Raw genomic sequence first — 23,789 nt, 5'->3', positions numbered from 1 at the left:
CGCCATCCCGGTGCCGCCCAGGCCGCGCCGTCCAGCCCGGTTCATTCAGGAAAGGGATCTCTTCCGTGCCCCCTCGCCCCCATGTCTTCGTCGCCGCCAGTACGGCGCTGCTCGCCGCCGCGGTCATGCCCGCGACTGTGCTCCCCGCCCTGGCCGTACCCGCCGAGACGCCGCACGCCCCCGAATCCCCCGCCCTCGCGTCGCTCGATCCCGCGTACCGCGCCCTCGCGGCCACCTCCTCCGTAGCGACGTCCTCGCGCCCCTCCGCACCACGCCCCGCCGCACCGCCCTCCTCCGAACCGCTCTCCTCCGAACCGCTCTCTTCCGCACCGCTCTCCTCCGAACCGCCCTCTTCCGCACCGCCCTCCGCATCGCCCGAACGCCACGGCGCGCCACCGCCCGCGGCCGGGCCGCCCGCGGCTAAAGAATCGTTCAGGCACGACGGGTTCCCCGAGGACGGACCGGTCACCGCGGCGGCTCTGCTGTCCAGGGCCGACGGCTGCGACCAGATCTCCAACGGGCGGTACCGCGCCGGCGAAGGCACCAAGGCCACGATCCCCGTCTGCGACGCCAAGGGCGCCGTGTTCTGGAAGGCCGACATGGACATCGACTGCGACGGCCAGGCCACGGCCCACTGCAACTCCGCGGCGGACCCGTACTACCAGGACACCACCGCCTACACCCAGGCCGACGGCAGGGCGCTCAACCCGGAGGAGCTGCCGTATATCGTCGTGCCCCTGTCAAGCTCCATCTGGAACTTCCGCTCGTCGGGCATCCGGGGCGGATCCGTCGCGGCGGTCATCCACCGCGACAAGGTGGAGTACGCCGTCGTCGGTGACACCGGCCCACCGGGAATCATCGGGGAGGCGTCCTACGCCACGGCCCGCGCGCTGGATATCGTGCCCGACCCCGCGCGCGGTGGAGTCCCGTCGGGAGTGACGTACATCGTCTTCAAGGACTCCGAGATCTCCCGGCTGGACGACCAGGAGACCATCGTGCGGCGAGGCGACGAGCTGGCGAAACAATTCCTCATGGACAACTGAGCGGAGTCGGCGCGCGAAGCCGGCGCGAAGAACGCCGGCGAGCCGGACGGCGGAACACCGCGCGTACGTGCGGCGGGGGCCCGCCCTCGGGCCGGACCCCCGCCGCACACACCACGCCCCGCCGGACGGGAGCAACACTCAGACGATGCCTTCCGAGATCTCCGACTGCTCGCGCGTGCTGCCGTACGCCTGCGGGGTGCTGTACGAGCCACGGGCTATGTACCACCACGCGGTCGCCAGGATCAGCACCACGGCCAGGGCGATCACGGCGTAGTTCATCGAGTCGACCGTCACCGGGTTCGACTGGGGCAGGCAGAAGAGGACGGTGACCAAGGCAACCCACACCACGGCTGTCCAGCCGATCGGCTTGCTCCAGCGCCCCAGGGTCCACGGTCCGGGCTCGAAGCGGTCCTTCGCGCGCAGCTTCAGAAAGATGGGGATGGCGTACGCCGGGGTGATCCCGATGACGTTGATGGCGGTCACCGCACCGTACGCCGTCGTGGAATACAGGGACGGCAGTGCGAGCACACCCGCGACGATGACCGACAGCCAGACCGCGGGAACCGGGGTCTGGGTACGGCTGCTGACGCGCCGCCACACCGCCGAGCCCGGCAGGGCGTTGTCACGGCTGAAGGCGAACACCATCCGGCTGGCCGCCGCGACCTCCGCGTTGCCGCAGAACAGCTGCGCCACGATCACGAGCAGCAGCAGGGCCGTGGCACCGCTCGAACCGAGGGCGTCGATCAGGATCTGCGCGGGCGGCACGCCGGTGGCGCTGTTCTGGGCGCCCGCGTAGTCCTGGATGGCGAAGGTGAGACCGGCCAGCAGGGCGAAGCCGGCGATCCAGGAGACCCAGATGGCCCGGACGATCCCGCGCGCGGCGGTGACGGAGGCGTTCGAGGTCTCCTCCGAGAGATGGGCCGAGGCGTCGTAGCCGCAGAAGGTGTACTGCGCGAGCAGCAGCCCGATGGCGGCCACATAGAGCGGGTTCTGCCAGCCGGTGTCATTGACGAACTCGGTGAAGACGAACGACGGCGACTGGTGGTGGTCGGGGACGATCGCCAGAGCGCCGACGATGATGGCGACACCGGCCAGATGCCACCACACGCTGATCGAGTTGAGCACGCTGACGAGCTTGACCCCGAACAGGTTCAGCACGGCGTGCAGCAGCAGGATGCACAGGAAGATGACAAAGGTCCAGCCGGGGCTGGGGCTGAAGCCGAACTGGAGATTGAGGAAGGCTCCGGTGAACAGCGCGGCCCCGTAGTCGATTCCCGCGATCGCGCCGAGCAGTCCGAGCAGGTTGAGCCAGCCGGTGTACCAGCCCCACTTACGGCCGCCGAGCCGGTCCGCCATGTAGTAGAGGGCGCCCGAGGTGGGATACGCGCTCGTGACCTCGGCCAGCGCCATGCCGACGCAGAGCACGAACAGACCGACGCCGGCCCAGCCCCAGAGCATCACCGAAGGACCGCCGGTGCCCATGCCGAAGCCGTACAGGGTCATGCAGCCGGACAGGATGGAGATGACCGAGAAGCTGATGGCGAAGTTGCCGAAGCCGCCCATGCGGCGGGCGAGGACGGGCTGGTAGCCGAGTTCGCGCAGCCGCTGTTCTTCGTCCTTCTGGGGCATGGGACCGGCCTTCGACCAGGTCGGTGGCGAAGTGGACATGGAATGGACCTCCGGGAAGGAACAACAAATAGTGGGGACGGGTACGGAACGTGCTGCCGAGGGCGGGGGAACACAAGCGGCGCGGCGGACGGTGCCGCTCAGCCGGCCGGCCCGTCCCGCGGATCACGGGCAGCCGCGAGACACCGGCTGCGGGCGCGCAGGAACACGTCCTCGGCCTGCGCGGCGTCGCCGGGGCTGCGCGTACGATACGCCCACGGCACGGAGACGTAGTACGGCCCCAGGGCCTCGAACACCCGGGCTCCTTGCGCGAATTGGAGAGATCCCCACAGCGCGTGCGCCAGCTGGTTGAGGTCGAGCAGCGAGGCCTCGGCGAGGACGGCGTGGTCGAACCACAGCTGGAGGGCCCGCAGCGCGTCCCGGGTGGCGTCCTCCGTGACCCAGTGGAGGTCGAGCGCCTTCTCGTGACCGTTCTCCCGGCGGTAACGCTCCACTCGTACGAACAGCGGCATGACGTGCAGCGCCGAGCCCTCGGGAGCCGAAGAGGCCGCCCACTGGACGAAGTTGACCGCTTCCGAGAGTGATCCGTCGGCCCGTCGCGCGTAGACGAACTGGAGCATGCGGTGGTACGCCTCGCGGTTGTACGGATCGCGCTTGTCGGCCTCCGCGAGCAGGGCCCAGGGACCCGGGAAGAGCATCGGTCCCGGCGGCGCCAGCCGGTGTTCCTCCAGTCGCTGTCTGCCGTCGAGTTGGGACAGGGCCAGCAGACATACCCAGGGCACGGGGTCGTCGGGAGCGTGACGCGCGGCGGTGCCGCACGCCTCCCATGCCTGCTGCCACAGCTCCTGCGTGCGGGCGTGCCCCTCGCGGTGGGCCCGTACGGCGCGCTCCACCAGGACACGGGTGTGCATCACGAGTGCGGCGACGCTCCGCGGCTCTTCGGACAGCCATGCCTGTACGGCGTCGGAGCCGGCGGCGACGGCGGCGAGCACCTGGGTGCGCTGGGTCCACAGGGGCCAATCGGGCGTCTCGGCAAGGAGGTTGCGCATCGAGACCCAGCGGCCGGTGCGCAGATCCTGGACCGCGGCGCGCAGTTCGTTGTCGTGGCCCGCCGGGTGGTAAACGGGGCGCATATTGTCGCTCGCCATCAGGACCTGCGCTCCGTCCATGCGCGCGAGGACGGCGGGGCGGGGGAAGCTAGCACCGGCCCTCCGTCCCTGTCCCCGGTGGCCCGGGGACCCGGGGGTGGCGGACGCTCCCCGGCCCCGGGATCACGGAACTCCCGATCCGCGGCGGCCGGGAGGTGCCGGCCACCGCGGGCTGCCTACAGGACGTACTGAGCCGGACGCGCCCGAAGAGGCGTCTGGCTGAAAATATGTTCGTCATAGATCCTCTAGGACGGTGGGGGGTGGAGCGATCCGGCGTCGTCGCAGAAGGCACCAACCTGCCGTGCCGCAGGTGAGGAAGAGCAGAAGAGCACTCCCTGCCACTGCGGCGATCAGTGTAGGGGCCAGAGTGACATGGCTCGAACACTTTGCTGATCTTTCGCAACTCTCTGTTGATCAAAGCGGATTGGCGCCCTCCCGGCGGCGACGCCCGGACGATTTCCCGGAGCGCCGGGACGGGCCGCCGCCGCACCCGCGCACGGACGGTCCAGAGCCCCTTGACGCCCGCTCTGACCCGCATCACGCTTTCGCTCAGCGATCAGGACCCGCCGCGATCGACGCCACCCTCGTGCCCCTCCGCGACCGAAGAACGGGATATGCCGCCGGCCCAGCACTCGCCCCGCCCCCGCGCCGGCCCAACCACCCGGCCGGTACTCGCCGTTGACCAGGACACCTCGTCCACCAAGGCGCTGGTCATCTGCCCCGAACGAGGCGTGATCGGTACGGGTTCGGCGCCGGCGCCGCCCCGCTACGGCTCCGGCGGACTGGTGGAGGTCGATCCCGCCGTCCTGCTCCGCTCGTTACTCGACGCCGGGCACCAGGCGCTCGCCGACGCGGCGGAGCCGGTCGCGGCCGTCGGTCTGGCCAACCAGGGCAAGGCGGTGCTCGCCTGGGATCCGGGTACGGGTACGCCGCTCACCGACGCGATCGTCCGGCAGGACCGGCGCGCGGAGCGACTGGGCGCCGGAGGCTGTACGCCTCCGCCGAGTGGATCGACCGCGCCGGTCCCGGCGGCGGCCCGATCGTGATCAGCGCGGGCCCCGCCCTGGGCCGGCGCGTCGCGCGCACAGTTCAGAGATGGTCGGACCCCAGGACCGCCGCGTAGAAACCGGCGCGCGCGGCGAGCGGGGTCAGCTCACTCGCCCGCTGGGCCGGGAAGCAGACCAGGGGATAGCAGTCCGACTCTATGTCGAGCACGGCGAGCGCCACCCCCAGATCCAGATGGAGCCGTCCGGCGTCGTTGAGGAAGGCGGCGGTGTCCATCGGCACCGCGTCCGTGCCGTCCGTGCCGTCCGTGCCGTCCGCGTCATCCGGCGCGGCGACGGACCACGGGTCGGCGGTGGGACGGGATTCCAGGCCCCGGAGCTGACGCCTGATCTCGTCGGCGTCCTCCTTCCAGTCGACCTCGGCCAGCAGCCCCTGTGCGGTCAGGGCGTCGACGAGCGCGATCCACGCGATGTTCTCGATGGGCGCGTCGATCCCGCGGTCCTCAAGACGCGCGGCATGGGTCCGTACGTAGGCGTCCGGATCGTCGTACGCGAACAGCACCTCTTCGGCGACGGCCGCGCGGCCCGGCGCAAGCAGCTCGGCCAGCGCGGCAAGCGCCTCGGCGGCGGGGGCGAGAGCGGGACGATCCGTCATGATGACAGCTCCTCAGGTCAGGACGCGAGGTGTTCAGGTGGAACACCGGCCCGGGGAACACCCTGCCACGGGGGTCTGACAACCGACCGGCCCCGCAAGGCCCCGGCAACACCCGCAAGGCCCGCAAGGCCGCCAGGCCCGCAAAGCCCGGAAAAGGGGCGGCCCCACCGGCGAGGGGGGACGCACCGGTGGGGCCGGGAGAGCTCGGGCGGCCGGGGGGCGGCCGCGAGCTCGGCTCCAAGACGCGTGTGCCCGGCCCGCCGCGACGTATGCGCACCAATTTCGAAGAACCCGCGCGGGCCGGCCGACCGGCCGCCCTTCCCCGCAGAGTGAACGGTGAGTGACCGGCTCCGGTCCTGTGGCCATGGGCGCGGCGACGGTTCGCCGACGCGGTGATCCCTGTGTGGTGATCGGTGTTGGCCGTTGGAACGTCGTTCACGCGCAGGCCACGCCCGGTGTCAACCATCGAGGAGTAGCCAGGGGGCCATCCCCGGCGCACTCGTAGACGCGCTCGCACTCGGGAGGCCGCAGAATGGCACGCATACGCTCCGCAGTCACCGCCGTCGACCGCCGCTCCTTTCTCACCGCCACCGGAGCGGTCGGCGTCTCCGCCGGAATCGGTCTGGCGCTCGGCGCGGGCGGCGGTTCCGGGGAGGCGGCCGCCGCGCCCGGAACGACCGCCGCGCCCTCCGTTCCCGGCCCCCGCACCCCCGCCGCCCCGGCCACGCCCACCCGTACCGTCCCCGCCCGTACGACGCTGGACACGGTGGCCGCGCCCCGCGACAGCGCCGCGGCCTTCCGACGGCTCGGCGACGGTCCCGGCTGGCGCAGGGTCGTCCGCGAGACGCTGGCGGCCCCGCGGCCCGGCCGCGCCCAGCGGCGTACCGTACTCAGCTCCTTCGTCCAGCTCACCGATCTGCATCTGGTGGATGTCCAGCACCCGGTGCGCACCGAGTATCTGCGCTCGCAGCAGCTCTCGGGGTGGCGGCCGCAGGAGGCGCTCACCGTCCCGGGGGCGGTGGCACTGATCGAGCAGATCAACGCGCTGAAGGCCGGGCCCGCGACCGGCGCGCCGCTGTCCTTCGCCGTGACGACGGGTGACAACACCGACAACAACTCCCTGGCGGAACTCGACTGGTTCCTCACGGTGATGAGCGGTGGCCGTATCTCCCCCAACACCGGCGACCTCCAGCGCTACGAAGGGGTGCAGAACTCCGACGAGCGGTTGTTCTGGCACCCGGAGGACTCGCGCCGCGACACCGACAAGCGGCTCGGCTACCCCCGTATCGACGGATTCCTCGACGCCGCGATCCGCTCGGTGAACAGTCCGGGGCTGCGGATCCCGTGGTACTCGACCGTGGGCAATCACGACGGTCTGGCCAGCGGTGCGATGGTCGACCGGTCCGGCTTCCTCGCGGAGTTCGCCGTCGGCGCGAAGAAGCTGTACGGGATCCCCGACGCCGAGGCCAAGCAGTTGCTGAAGCTCCTGTCGAAGGGCGGGGACCCCAACGGGGCGAAGCTGATCGACCTGCTGCGCCGCTCGAAGCGCGCGATGCGGTCCGTCACCGCCGATCCGCGCCGGGCGCCGTTCGGTCCGCGTGAGTATCTGACCGCGCACCTCGACCCGGCGCGGGCGGGCGCCGGTCCGGCCGGCCATGGCTATACCGCGGCCAATCTGGACAACGACACGCTCTACTACACGTTCCCGATGGGCGAGAACATCACCGGCATCAGCCTCGACACCACCGACCGGGGCGGGCACTACACCGGCTCGCTCAACACCGCCCAGCTCAACTGGCTGAAGCGCGAGCTCGCGGCACACCGGGACGGATATGTCGTCATCTTCAGCCATCACAACAGCTGGACGATGACCAACACCCACCCCGACCCCGCCCACCCCGGCGAGGCCCGGCACAGCGGTGCCGAGGTCCTGGCGCTGCTCAAGCGGAACCGCAATGTGCTGGCCTGGGTCAACGGGCACAGCCACCGCAATTCGATCCTGCCGCACGGCAGCTTCTGGGAGATCTCCACCGCCTCGCACATCGACTTCCCGCAGCTCGCGCGGGTCATCGAGATCACCGACAACGGGGACGGCACACTCTCGCTGTTCACCACACTGATCGAGTCGGCGGCGCCGCACAGGACCGACTTCGAGGACCTGTCGCAGACCGGTCTCGCCGCCCTCTACCGGGAGCTGTCGCACAACGCGCCGGGCTCGACCACCGCCCCGGCGGGCAAGTCCACGGACCGCAACGCCGAGCTGCTGCTGAGCCGCTGACGTTTCATCAGTTCCCGGCCGGGAGTCCGATCAGGCTCTCAGTCGGCGTCGATCAGACGCTGGAGCGCGGGCGCGTACAGATCGGCCAGCCGTTCGGGGGCGGCCCGTCCGGTCGCACCTTCGCGGTACAGGCTGAGCGTGGCGCCGAGACCGAGCAGCTGGCCGGAGATCAGCTCGGCGCGCAGAGCGCGTTCACGGCCGGTCAGCGACCCGGCCAGCCGCTCGGTGATCTGCGCGCCGAAGCGCTCGCGGAGCAGGGTGCGTTCGTCGTCCTGGCCGAGCGAGAACACGACGCGCAGCAAGGGGTCCGCCTGCCGCTCGCGGCGGCTGCGCAGCATGGTCAGCACCAGATGTCTGCCCAGCGTGTCCAGGGGCGCCGCGAAGAGCTGGTCGGCCGCGGCCTCGAAGTCGGCGACGGCGTTGAACAGCCTTTCCTTGGTGGCGAAATGCTTGACGATGAGCGAGGCGCTCACCCCCGCGTCGGCGGCGATGCCCCGCATCGTGACCTCGGCGTAGGGCCGGAAGGCGAACGCGCGCCGCGCGGCCCTCAGGATGGCGTCCCGTCCCGTGCCCGCCTCGGCCGTCGCCGCGCCGCCCGCGCCCCCGCCGGCTGCCTGCCCGTTCATGCGCCCTCCCGGGCCAGCGATGTCGTCCTGTCCCGTCCGACGCTACCGGGAGCGCGTCCCCGCTGACGCGGCAGACACAGGGTGACGGCCAGCGCGAGGAGCGCGGCGCCACCCGCGAGGACGAAGACCAGCAGATAGGCGTGGAGCGTGGGGGCGGTACGGCCGCCGGCCTGGAAGGTGAGGCTGGTGAGTACGGCGGCGACCGCCGCGCTGCAGAAGGCCTGTCCGACCGAGCGCATCAGGGTGTTGAGGCCGTTGGCCGCACCTGTCTCGCTGACGGGCACCGCGCGCATCACGAGCGCGGGCAGCGCCGAGTACGCGATGGCGGTGCCCGCGGCGACGACGGTGGCACCGAGGATGATCGTCCACAGCCGGTGGCTGGTGAAGAAGCGCACCGCGTAGCCGACGGCCAGGACGGCCGAGGCGAGTACCAGCGTGGTCTTGGGGCCGTACGCGGCGGAGATCCGCGCGGAGACCGGGGACAGGGCGACCATCGTGAGGCCGCCGGGCAGCAGACACAGTCCGCTGACGACGATGGAAGCGCCCAGGCCGTAGCCGGTGCTCGTGGGCTCCTGCACCATCTGCGCGGTGGACAGGGAGTTGGCGTAGAAGGCGAAGCCGATCAGCAGGGCGGCGATATTGGCCAGCAGCACCGCGGGTCGCGCGGAGACCCGCAGATCGACCATGGGGCTGGTGACGCGCAGCTCGTAGCGGCCCCAGAGGAGTCCGATCAGCACGGCGAGGACGAGCAGCCCGAGAGTACGGACGGATGTCCAGCCCCACGCCCCGCCCTGGGTGACCGCCAGCAGCAGGCTGACAAGGGCCGCGGACAGCCCGAGCGCGCCGAGGGCGTCGAAGCGGCCTCGGGTGCGCAGGGGTGATTCCGGTACGCAGAGCAGCACCAGCACGATGTCGAGCAGCCCCAGCCCGGCCGACGCCCAGAACATCGTGTGCCAGTCGTAGTGCTCGACGACCAGGGCGGCGACGGGCAGTCCGACGGCCGCGCCGATGCCCAGTGTCGAGCTCATCAGGGCGACCGAGGACAGCACGCGCTCGGGTGCCAGTTCGTCCCGCATGATGCTGATGCCCAGGGGTACGACGGCGAGCGCGGCGCCCTGGAGGGCCCGGCCGGTGATCAGTACCCCGATGTGGGAGCTGACCGCGCACAGGACGGAGCCGGCGGCCAGCACGCCGAGCGAGGCGAGGAGCACCCGGCGCTTGCCGTACATGTCGCCGACCCGTCCGAGCACGGGGGTGCAGATGGCGCCGGTGAGCAGCGTGATCGTCACCAGCCAGCTGGCGGCGGCGGGGGTGGCGCCGGTGAGCGCGGGGATGTGCGGCAGGAGTGGTACGACCAGCGTCTGCATGACAGCCACGACCACGCCGCAGAACGCCAGGACGGCGACGAGGAACCGGGGGTGCGGTGCGTCGGGTGCGGACGCGGAAGGTTCGGCCCCGGAGGGCCCGGACGGGGACGGCTCGGACGCGGAGGGCCCGGACGCGGAGGGCTCGGATATCGCTTCGGGCATCTCTCTCCGTAGGGGGGAAGCGGCAGGGGTGCACAACTGTTCACCCACAGGGTATACACCTGTGCACCCCGGTGCCCCTCCGGCCGTCCGACCCGACCCGGCACACTGTCCGGGGCGGTTCCATGTCCGGTGCCCGCCCGACGACCGCCGTGGGAGGCACGATGGCGCTGCAGATCAGCGCGACCAATCCGGAGCAGCCGGCCGTGCTGCTGGATCTGCCCTGGAACACTCCGCTCGACCAGTGGCCCGACGAGTGCCTGGTCGCGCTCCCGCGCGGGATCTCGCGCCACGTGGTGCGCTTCGCCTCGGCCGGGCCCGAGGTCGTGGCGGTGAAGGAGATATCCGAGCGCGGGGCGGTCCGCGAGTTCGGTCTGCTCCGCGATCTGCACCGCCTCGGAATCCCGGCCGTGGACCCGGTCGCGGTGGTGACCGGGCGGGTGGACGCGGACGGGGCGCCCCTGGAGCCGGCGCTGATCACACGGCATCTCAAGGGATCGCTGCCGTACCGCTCGATGTTCGAGTCGACGATGCGGCCGACCACCGTCAAGCGGCTGATGGACGCGTTGGCCGTCCTCCTCGTACGACTGCATCTCGCCGGGTTCGCCTGGGGCGACTGCTCGCTGTCCAACGCGCTCTTCCGGCGCGACGCGGGCGCGTACGCCGCGTATCTGGTGGACGCCGAGACCGGGCAGATCCAGCAGAACCTGAGCCGGGGACAGCGCGATTACGACATCGAGCTGGCCCGGGTGAACATCGCCGGGGAGCTGATGGACCTGGAGGCGTCGGGCGCGCTGCACCCTTCCGTCGATCCGGTGCCGTTCGGCGCGGCGATCGTCCAGCGGTACGAGGACCTTTGGCACGAGGTGACGCGCGAGTCGGTGTACCCGGTGGACAAGCGGCACTACATCGACCGCCGGATCCGCCGGCTCAACGATCTGGGCTTCGACGTCGCGGAGATGCAGATCGAGCGTTCCCCGGTGGGTGACACGGTCACCTTCCTGCCGAAGGTGGTGGACGCGGGCCATCATCAGCGGCAGTTGCTGCGGCTGACCGGCCTGGACGCCGAGGAGAACCAGGCGCGCCGGCTGCTCAACGACCTGGAGAGCTGGATGGCCGGCGAGGAGGACTACGCGCCGGGCGATCCGCTGGGGGCGCGGCCCGAGGTCCTGGCGCACCGCTGGGTCCGCGATGTCTTCCGGCCGACCGTACGGGCCGTACCGCTGGAGACGCGCGGCGAGATGGACGCGGCGCAGATCTACCACGAGGTGCTTGAGCACCGCTGGTATCTGTCGGAGGCGGCGGGGCGCGATATCGGTCTGGAGGCGACGATCGCGGATTACCTCGTGAACGTACTGCCGCACTCGGTGAACGCGATGACTCCCTCGGGAACGGACACGGCAGGCGGTCTCTCTCCCTGATCCCGGGGCCAGGGCTGGGGGGCCTGGGCTGGGGGGCCGGACCCGGGGCCCGCGCCGGACTCTCACTGGAGGGCACGTACGGCCGCCGCGAAGACCGCGGGCATCCTGGCCGCCGCCGGGACGATCAGCCGGGCTCCCGCCGCGTGGCCGCTGACCCTCAGCAGCCCCTCCGTCAGCAGCCGGTGGCGCCGGGACAGCGCACGCCACCGCCGCTCGTACTCCTGCGGCCGGCCGGCCCGCAGACACCGTACGGCCTCCTCCGCCGACGCCAGCGCGAGCGCGACGCCCTCGCCGGTGAGGGCGTCGACATAGCCCGCCGCGTCGCCGACGAGCAGCACCCGGCCCGCGCTGCGGCGGCGTACCCGCTGGCGCAGGGGGCCCGCGCCGCGCACGGCGCCGACCGGCTCGCCGTCCAGCAGCGGGAGCAGTCGCGGGAAGCGGGCCAGATGGTCGTCGTAACCGCCCTTCACCGTGGTCAGTACGGCAACCCCGACCAGATCGTCCGCCACGGGGGTCACATACGCCTCCCCCGCCCGCCCCGACGCGGACCAGTGGACCTCGACGAAGTCCGTCCAGGGCTTCATGCGGTAGTGCCGCCGCTGCCCGTACCGCCGGGGCCGCGGGTCCGGGAGATCCAGGCCGAGGCGGCGGCGTACGGGTGAGCGCAGCCCGTCCGCGGCGACCAGCCAGCGCGCCCGCAGCCCGCCCGCGGTCACGGAGTCCGCGCTCTGCTCCACCTCGCCGACCCGGCCGGTCACGGTCCTGACACCGGCCTCGGCGGCCCGTCGTGCCAGCGCGGCGTGGAGTTCCGTACGCCGTACCCCGAGCCCGGGTCCGTCGTCGAACGGCGCCTCGGCACAGTGGGTGCCATGGACATAGCGGATGCCGCGCAGCGGATGGCCCGGGAGCGGGCTGAGGCCGAGGGCGGACAGCGCGCGTACGCCGCTCGGCATCACGCCTTCGCCGCACGCCTTGTCGACGGGGGTGGTACGGGGTTCGATCACCACCGTCTCCAGCCCGGCCAGCGCGGCATGGACCGCGGTGGCGAGACCGGCGGGTCCGCCGCCCACCACCAGCAGATCGATCACGGCCGGGCGCCGGCGGTGGCCGACTCCAGCGCGCGGTTCTCGCACCGTATCCGGATCGTCAGCAGCACGGCGTTGAGCGCGGTGAACAGCAGCGCGGTCACCCAGGCGCCGTGCACGAGCGGCAGCGCGATCCCCTCCGCCGCCACCGCCACATAGTTGGGATGCCGCAGCAGCCGGTACGGGCCGCCCGTCACCAGCGGAAGTCCCGGCACGACCAGCACCCGGGTGTTCCATCGCGGGCCGAGCGTACGGACGCACCACCAGCGCAGCGCCTGCGAGGCCAGCACGACGGCGACCATCGGCCAACCGAGCGACGGGTCGAACGGCCGGTCCGCCAGCCACACTTCGGCGAGGCAGCCGAGCAGCAGCAGGGTGTGCAGGGCGACCATCGGCGGGTAGTGCCGCCGCCCCCGCTCGACGGCGCCGCGCGCCAGACTCCAGCGCGCGTTGCGGCGGGCGACGACCAGTTCGGCGACGCGCTCCGCGCCCACGGCCAGTACCAGCGCGGTGTACCAGATCATGTCTCCCCGTCCGTCGGTCTCCTCGCCCCGTCCCGCTCCGCCGGCCCTACCGGCGGCGCGGCCGTCGGCCCTACCAGCGGAGCAGCACGAGCTCGGAGCAGAATCCGGGCCCCATCGCCAGCAGCAGCCCGTACGTACGGGGCGGTGGCGGGCGCTCGGCCAGCGTGTCACGCAGCACATGCAGCACGGAGGAGGACGACAGATTCCCCACCGCCGCCAGCGAACGCCAGGTCATGTCGAGGGCGTCGGCGGGCAGTTCCAGGACCTCTTCGACGGCTTCAAGCACCTTCGGCCCGCCGGGGTGGCACACCCACGCGGTGATGTCGCCACGCGCCAGTCCGTTGTCGGCGAGGAATCCGTCGACGTCCGCGGCGAGGTTCTTGCGGACCAGATCCGGAACGCTCGCGTCAAGGACGATTCGGAAACCGGAGCCCGTGATGTCCCAGCCCATGGTCTGCTCGGTGTCCGGATACAGCTGGCTGCGTGTGTCGATGACGACGGGGCCGGCGGCCCGGCGACGGGGGCCACAGGCGACCACGGCGGCTGCGCCGTCCCCGAAGAGCGCGGTGGCGACGAGGTTGGCGGCCGAGACATCGTCGCGCTGGAAGGTGAGCGAGCACAGCTCGACGGAGAGGAGGACGGCCACATCGCCGGGCCGTCCGAGCAGATAGTCGTGCAACCGGGCGATACCGGCCGCTCCCGCCACACAGCCGAGCCCGAAGACCGGCACTCTCTTGACGTCGGAGCGCAGGCCGAGCCGCCCGACGAGGCGCGCGTCCACGGACGGCGCGGCGATACCAGTCACCGAGGTGAACATCAGCAGATCGACATCGCGCGGGGACAGCCCCGCCGCCTCCAGCGCCCCGCCGACCGCCTCGGCTCCCAGCGGTACCGCCCCGGCGATGAACGCGTCGTTCACCGCCCCGAAGTCCCTGAGACCGTCGTACCGGTCGAGGGGCAGGGCCGTGTGGCGCGTGTCCACGCGCGCGCCGCGGTGCATCCGGTCGAGAACCCGCCGGTCGGCACCCGCGGGCAGACAGGTCTTGGCGACCATGTCCGTGATGTCGTGCTGAGCGTACCGATGCGGAGCCAGGGCTCCATGGACGGCTGCGATGCTAGTCATCTGCGGTCCGATGTCGGGGGCGACTGACGTGCCCATCCCTGCCCCCGCTCGGTCGCGCCACACACGAAGTCGCCTGTACGGCCCCTCAGGGGCGGTTGTACGACCTCGCCGTGACGGATGGTTCGGCGTTCGCGAGCGGTGCGGCGTGACGACCGCCCGCTGTCGGTGGTGCTGCCTACGATGAGCGCGTGGACGCCATCGACCAGCCGGGGAGCACCGTCCGTACGCCGCCGGGGCCGCCGGGAGGGTGGCCGCGCCGGGTGGCCGCGCTGCTGGGGGCGTGTCATCCGGGGCCCACGGTCGCGGTGACGCTGCTGGTCGCGGGGCTCGCGGTGACCGCCGGGCAGGACGCTTCCGGCTGTCTGCTGGTGACCGCCGCCGTTCTGACGGGGCAGTTGTCGGTCGGCTGGAGCAATGACGCCGTCGACGCGGCGCGGGACACCGCGGCCGGACGGCGCGCCAAGCCCGTGGTGGGCGGGGCCGTCGGCGCGCGTACCGTACGGGCCGCTGCCCTGGTGGCGCTGGCTCTGTGCGTCCCTCTGTCGCTGGCGTACGGGACGCTCGCGGGCGTGGTGCATCTGGTGGGGGTGGCCGCGGCCTGGCTGTACAACCTCCGGCTGAAGTCGACGGCGCTGTCGTGGCTGCCGTACGCGATCGGGTTCGCCTCCCTGCCCGCCTTTGTGACGCTCGGTCTGCCGGGGCAGCCCCGGCCGGCCTGGTGGATCGTCACCGCCGCGGCGCTGGTGGGGGTCGGCGCGCATCTCGGCAATGTGCTGCCTGACATCGAGGCGGATCTCGCCCTGGGGGTACGGGGCTGGCCGCAGCGGCTGGGGCCGGCCGCGGTGCGGCTGCTGCTGCCGGCCCCGCTGGTGGCGGCGACGGTCCTGCTCGCGCTCGGCGGAGCGGGCGCGCTCGGTGCCGTCGCCGTCGCCGTGGCGCTGATCACGGCGGTCGGCGGCTCACTGCTGGGCCGCCACCGTCCCAAGGCGCCGTTCCTCGCGGCGATCGTGGTCGCCGGCGCCGATGTCGCGCTGCTGCTCTCGCAGGGGGCCGCGCTCAACTGACGTACCGCGGCGGACCCGGCGCCGGCCGGGGTAGGGCGTCAGCCGGACACGCCGAGCCGGTCGCGGAGGAAGGCGATCGTACGTTCCCAGGCGAGCGCGGCGGATTTGGCGTGATACGCCTCGGGGCGGCCGTCGTTGAAGAAGGCGTGGCCCGCCCCCGAGTAGACATGGATGACCGGAACGATCCCGGACTGGGACTCGATCGCGGTACGCAGTTCCTTGAGGCTCGACGGCGGAACGGTGTCGTCCTCCGCGCCGTAGTGGCCCAGGATCTCGGCCTTGAGGTTCGAGAAGTCGGGGACGCCGTCCCGGTTGACGCCGTAGAACGGCACGGCCGCGGAGATCCGCGGGTCCTTGGCGGCGAGGCTGAGCACGAATCCGCCGCCCATGCAGAAGCCGACGGTGCCGATCGTGTCGCCGTCCGTCTCGGGCCGCGCGAGGAGATAGTCGACGGCGCCGGAGAGCAGTTCGACGCCGCGCTCGGTGGGCAGTTCGCTCATCATGCGCAGCGCCTCGCCGGAGTCATGGGCGACCCGGCCGCCGTACAGATCCGGGGCGAGCGCGACAAAACCCGCCCGTGCGAAGCGGTCGGAGACGTCCTTGATGTGGGCGGTCAGTCCCCACCACTCCTGGATGACGATGATGCCGGGGCCGTGCCCGGCGGGCGGTACGGCGAGATAGCCGTAGGCGGTCGTACCCGCGCTCGGGAACGAGACGTTCTGCAGGGTGGATTCGGTGGGCGCGGTGGAGTCGCGGGGGTCGATCGGCTCGGTGGCCATGGCAAGTGCTCCCAGCTTCGGTGCGGTGACGGGGCGACATCATGATCGTATGAAGAGGGGGTGCCCGGAGGGCGTACGCCTCTCCGGGCCACGCCCGGGTACACCCGACGGGCACGCGGCGGCGGTCTCGCGCGTTGTCGGAGTGGCTCTGTGTGACACCTGAGGAGAGATGACGGAATGGCCCTGTGGGACCGGTTCAAGGAATCCGCCGCGACGATGCAGACGCAGCTCATGGCGAAGAAGAACGACCTCAAGAGCGGCTCGTTCCGCGACGCGAGCATGGCGATGTGCGCTCTGGTCGCCGCGGCCGACGGTTCCGTCGACCCGGCCGAGCGCCAGCGGGTCGCCTCGTTGATCGCCACCAATGAGGTGCTGCGGAACTTCCCCGCGGAAGACCTCCAGCGCCGCTTCGACGACTATCTCAACAAGCTGACCGCCGACTTCGCGTTCGGAAAGGTGGGGGTCCTCCAGGAGGTGGGCAAGGCCAGGAAGAAGCCCGACGAGGCACGGGCCGTCATCCAGATCGGCATCGTCATCGGCGGCGCCGACGGCGACTTCGACAAGACGGAACAGGCCGTGGTCCGCGAAGCCTGCTTCGCCCTCGACCTGCCGCCGCCCGATTACCCCCTCGCCCGGTAGCGCGGCCCCACCCGTTCTACCGGTCGGACAGCCGCGGGGGGGTGGCCGTCGGCCCCCGCCCCGCGGTCGTACGTCCAGGTCTCCCGGCGTCCTCGGTCAGCTCTTTCCGCGCCGCTCGGCGGGGTCGGTCCTGAACGCCCATGCCATCTCGGGCTCCAGCGCGAAGCGGAAGAGCCGCTGGACCGGGGGCGTACAGAGCAGCGTGACGACCACGCCCGCGAGGACCGTGACGAACACCGCGCCGATGGGCTGGTGCGGCCAGTCGGCGTCGTACCAGTCCCAGGTGCTCGCGCTCTGGGCGAGGAATCCGTGCAGCAGATAGCCGCAGAGCGTGCCGGCTCCCAGCACCGTGAACCACATACGGCGGCTGGGGACCCAGGCGAAGAAGCACGCGGTCAGTACGAGGGAGCAGCCGAAGAGGGCGAGCGTCATCAGGATCCCGCTCCACCAGGGCGCGCCCAGTTCCCGCGCGCTGTCGCGGTGGAAGAACCACGCCATGTTCATCCGCGTGACGGCCCAGTACGCGAAGACGACCGTGGCGGCGAAGACCGGAACGGCCAGGACGCGCACTTCCTTGCGGCGGACGAGCTGAAAGTGTTCGGGCTTGAGCCGCAGGCCGAGCACGAAGAACGGCAGGAACTGCAGGACCCGCTGGAGATCGAGGTCGTCGCCGATGTCCGGTGAGGTGGTGGCGAGCATGGCGATCACCAGCGCGACCGGCACGGGCCACCGCACCAGACGCCAGATCGGCGCCGTCATCCGCCAGACGAAGAGGGCGAGCAGGAACCAGGTCAGATACCAGGGGTCGAGCAGGGTGATCTCCATGGACGGATCGTCCGCGGCCCATCGGTGGAAGAGGCTGTAGGCGACCTCGAACACGATGTACGGCACGGCGATGCCGGTGATCAGCCGGCGCACCCGGTCGGGCCGGAAGTCGAAGCTACGCGAGAAGTAGCCGGAGATGATGATGAACGCCGGCATGTGGAAGGTGTAGACGACGATGTAGAGCGCCGAGACCGCCCGGCTGCCGTCCCGCAGCGGCTCCCACGCGTGTCCCATCGCGACCAGCACGATCGCCAGGAACTTGGCGTTGTCGAAGAACGCGTCCCGCTTCTTGGCCGGTGGAGCGGCCGGCACGGCTTCCGCCGGTTTCGCGGTCGCCGTGGCCCGTACCGATTGATCAGTGAGCTGCGTCACAGGGCCTCCCAGAGGGAACCCGGATCCGCGAACACGCCTCTTACAGAAAATGTGGGGGGAAATCGTGGGGCGAACATTCAAGGCACCCTAACCAGGGCTGCCGCCGCCTCTCCACCTGGGCGGCGCGGATCGGGCGGCCCCTACCGAGCCGTCACACACTCGCCACACGGCCTCCTTCCGGCCACATCCCCGCAGTCCTTGACGAGGTCCGCCGCGAGTCAGGCTTTGAGGAGATCCGCGGCGAGCTGATCGATCCGCGTCCGCCAGGCGGCCAGGGCCGCGTCCACGTCGACGCCTTCGGGACCTGTCTGGGTCAGCACCAGCCGCGCCCCGTGCCCCGTCCCCTCCCCCAGCTCCCAGGTGACCGACCCCGCGGGCTCCCAGGTGTAGGTGAGCGACTTAGGCGCCCGAACCTCCGTGACATGGCCCGCCGGGACGTTCCCGGCGGTGAACCCGGCGGGGACGGGCAGGCCCGCCGCCGGCTCGATGCCGGCCGACAGGACGTCCCAGACGGTCGCGGCAGGCCGCACCAGCTGACGTTCCAGCCGGATCCGCGCACCGCCGGCGTCACCCCCGGCGGGCTCGGCGGTGCCATGGCCGAGGCCGAACCGCCGTACGTACGTCTCGTGCAGCTCGCCCGTGTCACGGCCGACGGCGACCGGGCCGCCGGCGAGCAGTTGGGCCAGGGCGGTGATGCAGAGGTGCCAGCCGGAGGCGAAGCTCGCCGCGCCCTGGAGATCGTCGAAGGTGTGCACGAGCGTGAGCAGCGAGCCCTCGCCGTCGGGCGTGATGGACCAGCTCAGATGGTCGGCACCCCAGGTGAACGCGAAGAGGCGGGGCTCGTCGACATCCGTGACGGTGCCGGTCATGCCCGGCCCGCTGACGCCGGGGAAGTGGAAGCCCATCGCGCCGCCGGGGGTGAGGTCGACGGTCACCTCGGAGGGGAACCACTGGGCGAGAGCGGCGGGTTCGGTGAGCGCGGCCCAGACCCTCTCGGGAGGGTGCGGGAGCCTGCGCTCCATCCGCAGGGCGGTCCGGCCGTCAGCGGCCGTCGTCAGCGTGTCGTCCTGCGAGATGTCGTGCCGGGTGTGGTCGTACGGGGTGCCGTCGTGCGGGTTCGTATTCATGAGGGGCGTCCTCCATCGCGTCGAGACCTGCCGGACCCCGACGGGCCGGCGTCGCGCAGTACCCGCAGATGCTGGCATATGACCGCATGGCGATGAACTTTCCATCCCGGCGCGGTGTCATGAAATTTCCGCCATACGCGGTGGTGATTACGCTCCGAATCTGGCCGGATCCGCGTCGTGACAGGACGTCAGTAAAGGCTTCATAGTTGGAAGTTCGGGCATTCCAGGGTCGTTTTCCACTCCCCCGGGAAATCGCTCCGCCACGGCGCCCGACGGTACCCGCGCAACGTCCCTGCAAAAGCACTGCGGCCCAGGCCATCAGGCCCACAGAACGGCGCAAGGAGAGCGGCCGTGCATGACGAATTCCTATGCCATGTCACCGCGTACGGAATCTGCGGTGGACAGCGTATCGGCGTTCCGCTGGGAACATATCGCGCTCCCACTCTGGCACTTGCACTGTGGTGGTTGCGGGATCGCGCGACCTGGATCGCGGAACGGCTCGATCCCAGCCCGGAAAACGAACATTTTCCGGCCGCCGCGCTCACTCCGGTGGCGCGGAGCGTGCCGGACGTACCGACGACACTCCGGACCTGGCGGGACGACACCGCCCATCAGGACATGGTCGCCGAGCATTTGGCGGCCGGGCGTCTCATCCGTGTCGCCACCCGCGACGACACCACGGAATACGAGTTGCTGGCGGAATCGGTGGACGCGCTGCGTATGGACCGCGCGCTGCCGGCTCTGATCACACCGGAAGCCCAGCCGGAGCCGCTTCGCCCAGAACGCCCACTGGTCGCTTCCACGCCGGCCTCCGCCCACGAGTACCGAAGACTCGGCGGTGGTCCGGGCCGGAGGATCGGGGGTGATGATTCCTTCGGGGACACCCTGGAGTTCGGCCGAGTATCCCGGTGAAGGGCGAATGACGGGGGAATCCCGGGTTATCGGCGACGGCGGCGCCGGTCAGTGCCCGGGATTCTCTCCCTGCGCGACCTCGATATGGGTGTGCAGGTCGCTCGCCGCCCCCACGGCCGAGACGCCGGACAGCGTCAGGCACACGAGCAGGGCGCCCGCGACGAGGCGGCGGGTCGGGGGCGTGAGCGCGGGCCGGCCGCTCGCGCCGGTGCCGAGCAGCGCGGCTACCCGCCGGGGCACGGGGCCCGCGGTCGCCGCGAGTACGGTCCGGGGCCTGACCGACCCGGACAGACCCGGCACACCGCGGGCGGCCAGCGCGGCGCGCCCGATCGCGCGGGCGGCGAGACGCCGGTCGCCGACGGCCGCCGCGGCGGCCTCGTCCGCGGCGCGCTCCAGCGCGTAGCCGAGCGGCTCACGCAGCGCGCGCAGGGCGGGGTGGCAGAGCGCGGCCAGTTCCGCCGCCGCGAGCAGGACATGGTGACGGCCACGGAGATGGGCGCGCTCATGGGCGAACAGCGCCTCGCGCTCGGGCGGTTCCAGGGCGCGCAGCATGCCCGTGGTGACGACGATCCGGCCCGGGCGCCCCGGCAGCGCGTACGCGTCGGGCCGGTCGTCCCGCACCACCGCCAGCTCGTCGTCCGTACCGCCGGTGACGGTCCTGGCCCGGCGCAGCTCCGCCCGGTCGCGCCGCGCGGCGGCGGTGAGGGCCGCCGTACGCCAGACCAGCAGAGCCCCGGCGACGAGCGCGAGCGCGATGGTCACGGGAGGCGGTCCGGCCGTCAGCGGCTCGGCGAGTTCACCGAGGACGGCGACGGCGGGAAGATACGACGCGCCCGGCACGACCAGCAGCACCAGGGCCGCCGAACTGCTGACGGCCAGGACCAGCGCGGCGGCGGTGAGCAGCCAGGCCGCGCGGCGCGGCGGGAGAACGGCGGCGACCCGGCAGGCGACGGGCGCCGTGAGGAACGGCATCAGCAGCGGGATCAGTACGAGGTAGGTCATCCGGCCTCTCCGCCGTCCAGCAGGGAGCGCAGCATTCGCTCGTCCTCGTCGTTGAGCTGGGAGACGAAGCGGGCGAGCACCGCGCTGCGGTCCTCGTCCTTCGCCAGCTCGGAGTGCATACGGCGGGCGGTCAGTCCGGGGGCGTCCTCGGTCGGGGAGTACGCGTAGCCGCGCCCCGATCGGATGCGCGTGACACTGCCCTTCTCGTACAGCCGCGACAGAATCGTGGTGACGGTGGTGCGGGCGAGCGATCCACCCAGCGCTTCCTGTACGCGTCCGGGCGTGAGCGGCTCCTCGGCCGCCCACAGCGCGGCGAGCACACCGGCTTCCAGCTCCCCCGCCGGCCGCCGTTCCGCGCCGTCGTCGCCCATGGGAACGCTCCTCCCGTTCTCTTCGTCTACAGTGAAGTAGACCGTCTACAGAACTGTAGTCAATCAGATCGTCAGCGGGACACCTCTGTCCATCCTCCGTCCACCATTATGGGAGCAGCCCTTCAATGGACGTATCCGCCCTCGCGACGATGCCGCAGGCAGTGAACCTTCTCGACGCGGGATCACTGCTCTCCGCGTTCGGCGCCCTCGGCATCGCCTTCGTCCTCTTCGCCGAGACCGGCCTCCTCGTCGGCTTCTTCCTCCCCGGGGACTCGCTGCTCTTCACCGCGGGGCTGCTCTGCGTCTCCGGCGCGGACGGGACCGCGCGTCTCTCGCTCCCGCAGGTCCTGATCGCCTCCGTCCTCGGAGCGCTGCTGGGCGCGCAGACCGGCTACTGGATCGGCCGACGGGGCGGCCGGGCGCTGCTGGCGCGCAGCCGCGCCCGCAAGCTCCACGAGGGAGCGGCCCGCGCGGAGCAACTGCTCGACCGGTACGGCCACGCGAAGGCCATCGTGCTCGCCCGCTTCGTACCGGTCGTACGCACCGTGCTGAACCCGCTGGCCGGCGCCCTGAACGTGCCCGCACGCCTCTTCACGCTCTGGCAGGTCCTCGGCGGCGCGGTCTGGACCGTCGGTCTCGTTCTCGCCGGATACGCGCTCGGCTCGTCCGTACCCAACGTCGACCGTTATCTGCTGCCCATCGTCGCGGTGATCGTGATCATCTCGCTCATTCCGCTGGCCCTGGAGGTACTGCGCTCGCGCCGGGCGGGCACGCCCCCGGCCGGGACCGGAGCCGCTGGGACCGGAGTTGCTGGATCCGTTTCCGAGTCCCCCGAGGAGGCGCGTTGACGGCGAGCACGTGGGCGGGGACGGCGTCCGCGTCCGAGGACCGGTGGTTCGACGAGGGCCTGTACAGGTCCGTGACCGGCCAGGCGAACCACTCGCCCGGCTGGCTGGACACCGCCGTCTCCCTCTGGTCCACGTACGGTCTGGTCTTCTTCGGCGCGCTCCTGCTGGCCGCGTGGTGGCGCGCCCGGCCGACGGCCGGGGCCCCGCGGCTCTCGGCGCGGCCCGTCATGGCGCTCGCCGCGCCACTCGCGCTGGTCCTGGCGTACATCGCCGGTCTGGCCCTCAAGGCGGTGATGCGGGAGCAGCGGCCCTGCCAGACGCTGCACACGATCACCATCGAGGCGTGCCCTCCGCTGGGCGACTGGTCGCTGCCGAGCAACCACGCCGCGATCGCGGCGGCGGCGGCCGTCGCGCTGCTGTTCGTCGACCGCGCGCTCGCGGCCGTCGCGGTCCCGGCCGCGCTGCTGATGGCCGGATCACGGGTCTGGGTCGGGGCGCACTACCCGCACGACGTCGTCCTCGGGCTGCTGGTCGGAGCGGTGGTGGCCTGGGCGCTGATGAGTCTCGCGCGACGCACCGCTCCGCTGGCCGAACGGCTCCAAGACACCCCGCTGCGCCCGCTGGTGGCCCGCCGGTGAGCCGTACGGCACCGCCGGTCCGCAGAGCCGTCCGCACGGCGCCGCTGATCATCACCGCGCTGTGCGCCGCCGCCTTCGCCCTGTTGGCCGTGCTCGCGACCGGCCATGGTGGCGCCCCCTTCCCGCTGGACAGGGACGCGCTCGACTGGTCGGTGAGGCACCGCTCGTCCCCCGCGGGCATCACGGCGGCGCGTGCCGTAACGGCGAGCGGCACCGGACCGTACCCCTATCTCTGCGCCGTCGTGGCCGGGCTGCTCGCCGGCCGCGACCAGCGACACCGGCTGCTCGCGGCGGCCGGCGCGCTGGTGTTCCTCCTCGCGGGGCAGGCCGGCCGCTACGGCCTCCTGGCGGCGGGGGCCCGTCCCCGGCCGCCGATGGCGGACTGGCTGACCCATGCCTCGGGTTTCGCGTTCCCCTCCGGGCACACCACCACGTCGGCGCTCGCGGCGGGTCTGCTGATCTGGGGCCTCGTCCGCTTCGGCCGCGGATCCCACGCGATCCCCGGATGGCTGAGAGGGGTGCTCATCGCGCTCCTCGTCTGCTGGGCCGTCGCCGTGGGGCTGAGCCGGATCTATCTCGGGGTGCACTGGGCGACGGATGTCGTGGGCGGATGGCTCTACGCCGCCACCTGGCTCGGCCTGGGCGCGTCCTTCATCCCCGCCCGGCGGCCGCTCCCGCGGGCGCCTACCCGCAAGCGCTCGCCATAACGGCCGATGAGTCCCGGGCCCCGTGAGCGTCTACCTCTTCGACAGCCCGTATCGAGAAAGGACGGCCGTCATGTTCGGCAACAGCGGAGCGTTCAGCGGATTCGCCGTGGACGACATCGAGAAGGCAAGGCATTTCTACGGAAAGACGCTGGGACTGAAGGTCGAAGAGGAGCACGGCCTGCTGCGTCTGCGTCTCGCGGGCGGCGCCGCCGTGCTCGTCTACCCGAAGCCCGGTCACACACCCGCGTCGTTCACGATTCTCAACTTCCCGGTGGACGACATCGACGCGGCGGTGGACGAACTGGGCCGCCGGGGCGTGAGCTTCGAGCGCTACCCCGGTATGGAAGCGGACGCGAAGGGCATCTTCCGGGGCGGCGGCCCGTACATCGCGTGGTTCACGGACCCGGCGGGGAACATCCTGTCCGTCCTCCAGGACCGTTAGGACC

At 71.7% G+C, this 23,789-nt stretch carries 22 protein-coding genes and 2 pseudogenes; 11 read left to right on the top strand and 13 right to left on the bottom strand.

Features of this window, described 5'->3' with window-relative positions; all coding sequences use genetic code 11:
* Positions 1 to 65 precede the first annotated feature (65 nt).
* Positions 66 to 1,043 carry a glycoside hydrolase family 75 protein gene (locus ACFRMN_RS04880; protein WP_383013270.1) on the top strand — a complete coding sequence of 326 codons (978 nt, stop codon included), beginning with the start codon at positions 66 to 68 and terminating at the stop codon, positions 1,041 to 1,043.
* A 138-nt stretch (positions 1,044 to 1,181) separates the two neighbouring features.
* Here ACFRMN_RS04880 and ACFRMN_RS04875 read toward each other — a convergent pair whose 3' ends face one another.
* Together ACFRMN_RS04875 and ACFRMN_RS04870 are read right to left on the bottom strand one after the other, a co-directional pair.
* Positions 1,182 to 2,711 (bottom strand): amino acid permease, encoded by a 1,530-nt coding sequence (locus tag ACFRMN_RS04875; RefSeq protein WP_383013267.1) that lies wholly within the window; start codon positions 2,709 to 2,711, stop codon positions 1,182 to 1,184.
* 98 nt (positions 2,712 to 2,809) lie between these two features.
* Positions 2,810 to 3,817 carry a hypothetical protein gene (locus ACFRMN_RS04870; protein WP_383013749.1) on the bottom strand — a complete coding sequence of 336 codons (1,008 nt, stop codon included), beginning with the start codon at positions 3,815 to 3,817 and terminating at the stop codon, positions 2,810 to 2,812.
* 614 nt (positions 3,818 to 4,431) lie between these two features.
* Here ACFRMN_RS04870 and ACFRMN_RS04865 point away from each other — a divergent pair.
* A pseudogene (locus tag ACFRMN_RS04865) lies at positions 4,432 to 4,794 on the top strand (FGGY family carbohydrate kinase); the annotation flags it as partial.
* 112 nt (positions 4,795 to 4,906) lie between these two features.
* Here ACFRMN_RS04865 and ACFRMN_RS04860 read toward each other — a convergent pair.
* Entirely contained in the window at positions 4,907 to 5,476 is a 570-nt protein-coding gene (locus ACFRMN_RS04860; protein WP_383013264.1) for a DUF6630 family protein, read from the bottom strand.
* 532 nt (positions 5,477 to 6,008) lie between these two features.
* Between ACFRMN_RS04860 and ACFRMN_RS04855 the strand changes: the two genes are divergently transcribed.
* The gene (locus ACFRMN_RS04855) at positions 6,009 to 7,754 is read left to right on the top strand and encodes a TIGR03767 family metallophosphoesterase (RefSeq protein ID WP_383013261.1); all 1,746 of its coding nucleotides are present in this window, start codon (positions 6,009 to 6,011) and stop codon (positions 7,752 to 7,754) included.
* 38 nt (positions 7,755 to 7,792) lie between these two features.
* Here the strand turns inward: ACFRMN_RS04855 and ACFRMN_RS04850 are convergent, their stop codons facing one another.
* Positions 7,793 to 8,380: a TetR family transcriptional regulator gene (locus ACFRMN_RS04850; RefSeq protein ID WP_383013258.1), complete on the bottom strand. Its 588-nt coding sequence runs from the start codon at positions 8,378 to 8,380 to the stop codon at positions 7,793 to 7,795.
* Positions 8,377 to 9,909 (bottom strand): MFS transporter, encoded by a 1,533-nt coding sequence (locus ACFRMN_RS04845; protein WP_383013255.1) that lies wholly within the window; start codon positions 9,907 to 9,909, stop codon positions 8,377 to 8,379. Before ACFRMN_RS04845 ends, ACFRMN_RS04850 begins: the two co-directional genes overlap by 4 nt.
* A 161-nt stretch (positions 9,910 to 10,070) precedes the next feature.
* Here ACFRMN_RS04845 and ACFRMN_RS04840 point away from each other — a divergent pair, with 161 nt between their 5' ends.
* Positions 10,071 to 11,327, top strand: a complete 1,257-nt coding sequence (locus tag ACFRMN_RS04840; RefSeq protein ID WP_383013252.1) for a DUF4032 domain-containing protein — start codon at positions 10,071 to 10,073, stop codon at positions 11,325 to 11,327.
* A gap of 62 nt (positions 11,328 to 11,389) precedes the next feature.
* Here ACFRMN_RS04840 and ACFRMN_RS04835 read toward each other — a convergent pair whose 3' ends face one another.
* The 3 genes from ACFRMN_RS04835 to ACFRMN_RS04825 all read right to left on the bottom strand — a co-directional run bounded on the left by ACFRMN_RS04835 (position 11,390) and on the right by ACFRMN_RS04825 (position 14,059).
* Positions 11,390 to 12,415: an NAD(P)/FAD-dependent oxidoreductase gene (locus tag ACFRMN_RS04835; protein WP_383013746.1), complete on the bottom strand. Its 1,026-nt coding sequence runs from the start codon at positions 12,413 to 12,415 to the stop codon at positions 11,390 to 11,392.
* Positions 12,412 to 12,936, bottom strand: a complete 525-nt coding sequence (locus ACFRMN_RS04830; RefSeq protein ID WP_383013249.1) for an isoprenylcysteine carboxyl methyltransferase family protein — start codon at positions 12,934 to 12,936, stop codon at positions 12,412 to 12,414. Before ACFRMN_RS04830 ends, ACFRMN_RS04835 begins: the two co-directional genes overlap by 4 nt.
* Positions 12,937 to 13,006: 70 nt before the next feature.
* Positions 13,007 to 14,059, bottom strand: coding sequence for a type III polyketide synthase (locus tag ACFRMN_RS04825; RefSeq protein WP_383013246.1), 1,053 nt, complete (start codon positions 14,057 to 14,059; stop codon positions 13,007 to 13,009).
* Positions 14,060 to 14,247: 188 nt separating this feature from the next.
* On the opposite strand from ACFRMN_RS04825, the gene ACFRMN_RS04820 reads away from it, so the two are divergent.
* Positions 14,248 to 15,123 (top strand): UbiA family prenyltransferase, encoded by an 876-nt coding sequence (locus ACFRMN_RS04820; protein ID WP_383013243.1) that lies wholly within the window; start codon positions 14,248 to 14,250, stop codon positions 15,121 to 15,123.
* 38 nt (positions 15,124 to 15,161) lie between these two features.
* Here the strand turns inward: ACFRMN_RS04820 and ACFRMN_RS04815 are convergent, their stop codons facing one another.
* Positions 15,162 to 15,902 carry a dienelactone hydrolase family protein gene (locus ACFRMN_RS04815; RefSeq protein ID WP_383013240.1) on the bottom strand — a complete coding sequence of 247 codons (741 nt, stop codon included), beginning with the start codon at positions 15,900 to 15,902 and terminating at the stop codon, positions 15,162 to 15,164.
* Positions 15,903 to 16,079: 177 nt separating this feature from the next.
* Here ACFRMN_RS04815 and ACFRMN_RS04810 point away from each other — a divergent pair, with 177 nt between their 5' ends.
* On the top strand, positions 16,080 to 16,541 hold the full coding sequence (locus ACFRMN_RS04810; RefSeq protein ID WP_383013237.1) for a tellurite resistance TerB family protein: 462 nt from the start codon (positions 16,080 to 16,082) through the stop codon (positions 16,539 to 16,541).
* Positions 16,542 to 16,637: 96 nt separating this feature from the next.
* On the opposite strand, the gene ACFRMN_RS04805 is transcribed toward ACFRMN_RS04810, so the two are convergent.
* A complete protein-coding gene (locus ACFRMN_RS04805; protein WP_383013743.1) occupies positions 16,638 to 17,678 on the bottom strand; it encodes an acyltransferase family protein in 1,041 nt (346 codons plus the stop codon).
* A 278-nt stretch (positions 17,679 to 17,956) separates the two neighbouring features.
* On the bottom strand, positions 17,957 to 18,865 hold the full coding sequence (locus ACFRMN_RS04800; RefSeq protein ID WP_383013234.1) for an SRPBCC domain-containing protein: 909 nt from the start codon (positions 18,863 to 18,865) through the stop codon (positions 17,957 to 17,959).
* Positions 18,866 to 19,216: 351 nt separating this feature from the next.
* Here ACFRMN_RS04800 and ACFRMN_RS04795 point away from each other — a divergent pair.
* Positions 19,217 to 19,624: pseudogene (locus tag ACFRMN_RS04795) on the top strand (hypothetical protein); the annotation flags it as partial.
* A 201-nt stretch (positions 19,625 to 19,825) separates the two neighbouring features.
* Here ACFRMN_RS04795 and ACFRMN_RS04790 read toward each other — a convergent pair.
* Together ACFRMN_RS04790 and ACFRMN_RS04785 are read right to left on the bottom strand one after the other, a co-directional pair.
* The gene (locus tag ACFRMN_RS04790; RefSeq protein ID WP_383013231.1) at positions 19,826 to 20,779 is read right to left on the bottom strand and encodes a M48 family metalloprotease; all 954 of its coding nucleotides are present in this window, start codon (positions 20,777 to 20,779) and stop codon (positions 19,826 to 19,828) included.
* Positions 20,776 to 21,150 carry a BlaI/MecI/CopY family transcriptional regulator gene (locus ACFRMN_RS04785; protein WP_030352304.1) on the bottom strand — a complete coding sequence of 125 codons (375 nt, stop codon included), beginning with the start codon at positions 21,148 to 21,150 and terminating at the stop codon, positions 20,776 to 20,778. Before ACFRMN_RS04785 ends, ACFRMN_RS04790 begins: the two co-directional genes overlap by 4 nt.
* Before the next feature lie 125 nt (positions 21,151 to 21,275).
* Here ACFRMN_RS04785 and ACFRMN_RS04780 point away from each other — a divergent pair, with 125 nt between their 5' ends.
* The 4 genes from ACFRMN_RS04780 (at position 21,276) to ACFRMN_RS04765 (ending at position 23,785) form a co-directional block, all read left to right on the top strand.
* Positions 21,276 to 21,998, top strand: coding sequence for a DedA family protein (locus ACFRMN_RS04780; RefSeq protein WP_383013227.1), 723 nt, complete (start codon positions 21,276 to 21,278; stop codon positions 21,996 to 21,998).
* Positions 21,995 to 22,636: a phosphatase PAP2 family protein gene (locus ACFRMN_RS04775; RefSeq protein WP_383013224.1), complete on the top strand. Its 642-nt coding sequence runs from the start codon at positions 21,995 to 21,997 to the stop codon at positions 22,634 to 22,636. The genes ACFRMN_RS04780 and ACFRMN_RS04775 overlap by 4 nt, the downstream gene beginning before the upstream one ends.
* The gene (locus tag ACFRMN_RS04770; protein ID WP_383013221.1) at positions 22,633 to 23,343 is read left to right on the top strand and encodes a phosphatase PAP2 family protein; all 711 of its coding nucleotides are present in this window, start codon (positions 22,633 to 22,635) and stop codon (positions 23,341 to 23,343) included. Before ACFRMN_RS04775 ends, ACFRMN_RS04770 begins: the two co-directional genes overlap by 4 nt.
* A gap of 70 nt (positions 23,344 to 23,413) precedes the next feature.
* Complete coding sequence (locus ACFRMN_RS04765; protein ID WP_383013218.1) at positions 23,414 to 23,785, top strand: VOC family protein; 372 nt, start codon at positions 23,414 to 23,416, stop codon at positions 23,783 to 23,785.
* The last annotated feature ends 4 nt before the right edge of the window (positions 23,786 to 23,789 follow it).

The sequence above is a fragment of the Streptomyces sp. NPDC056835 genome (assembly GCF_042789485.1).
In the GTDB taxonomy this organism is placed as follows: Bacteria; Actinomycetota; Actinomycetes; order Streptomycetales; family Streptomycetaceae; genus Streptomyces.
Note: the sequence above shows the minus strand (reverse complement) of the source record. Positions and strands in the feature narration are given on the sequence as shown.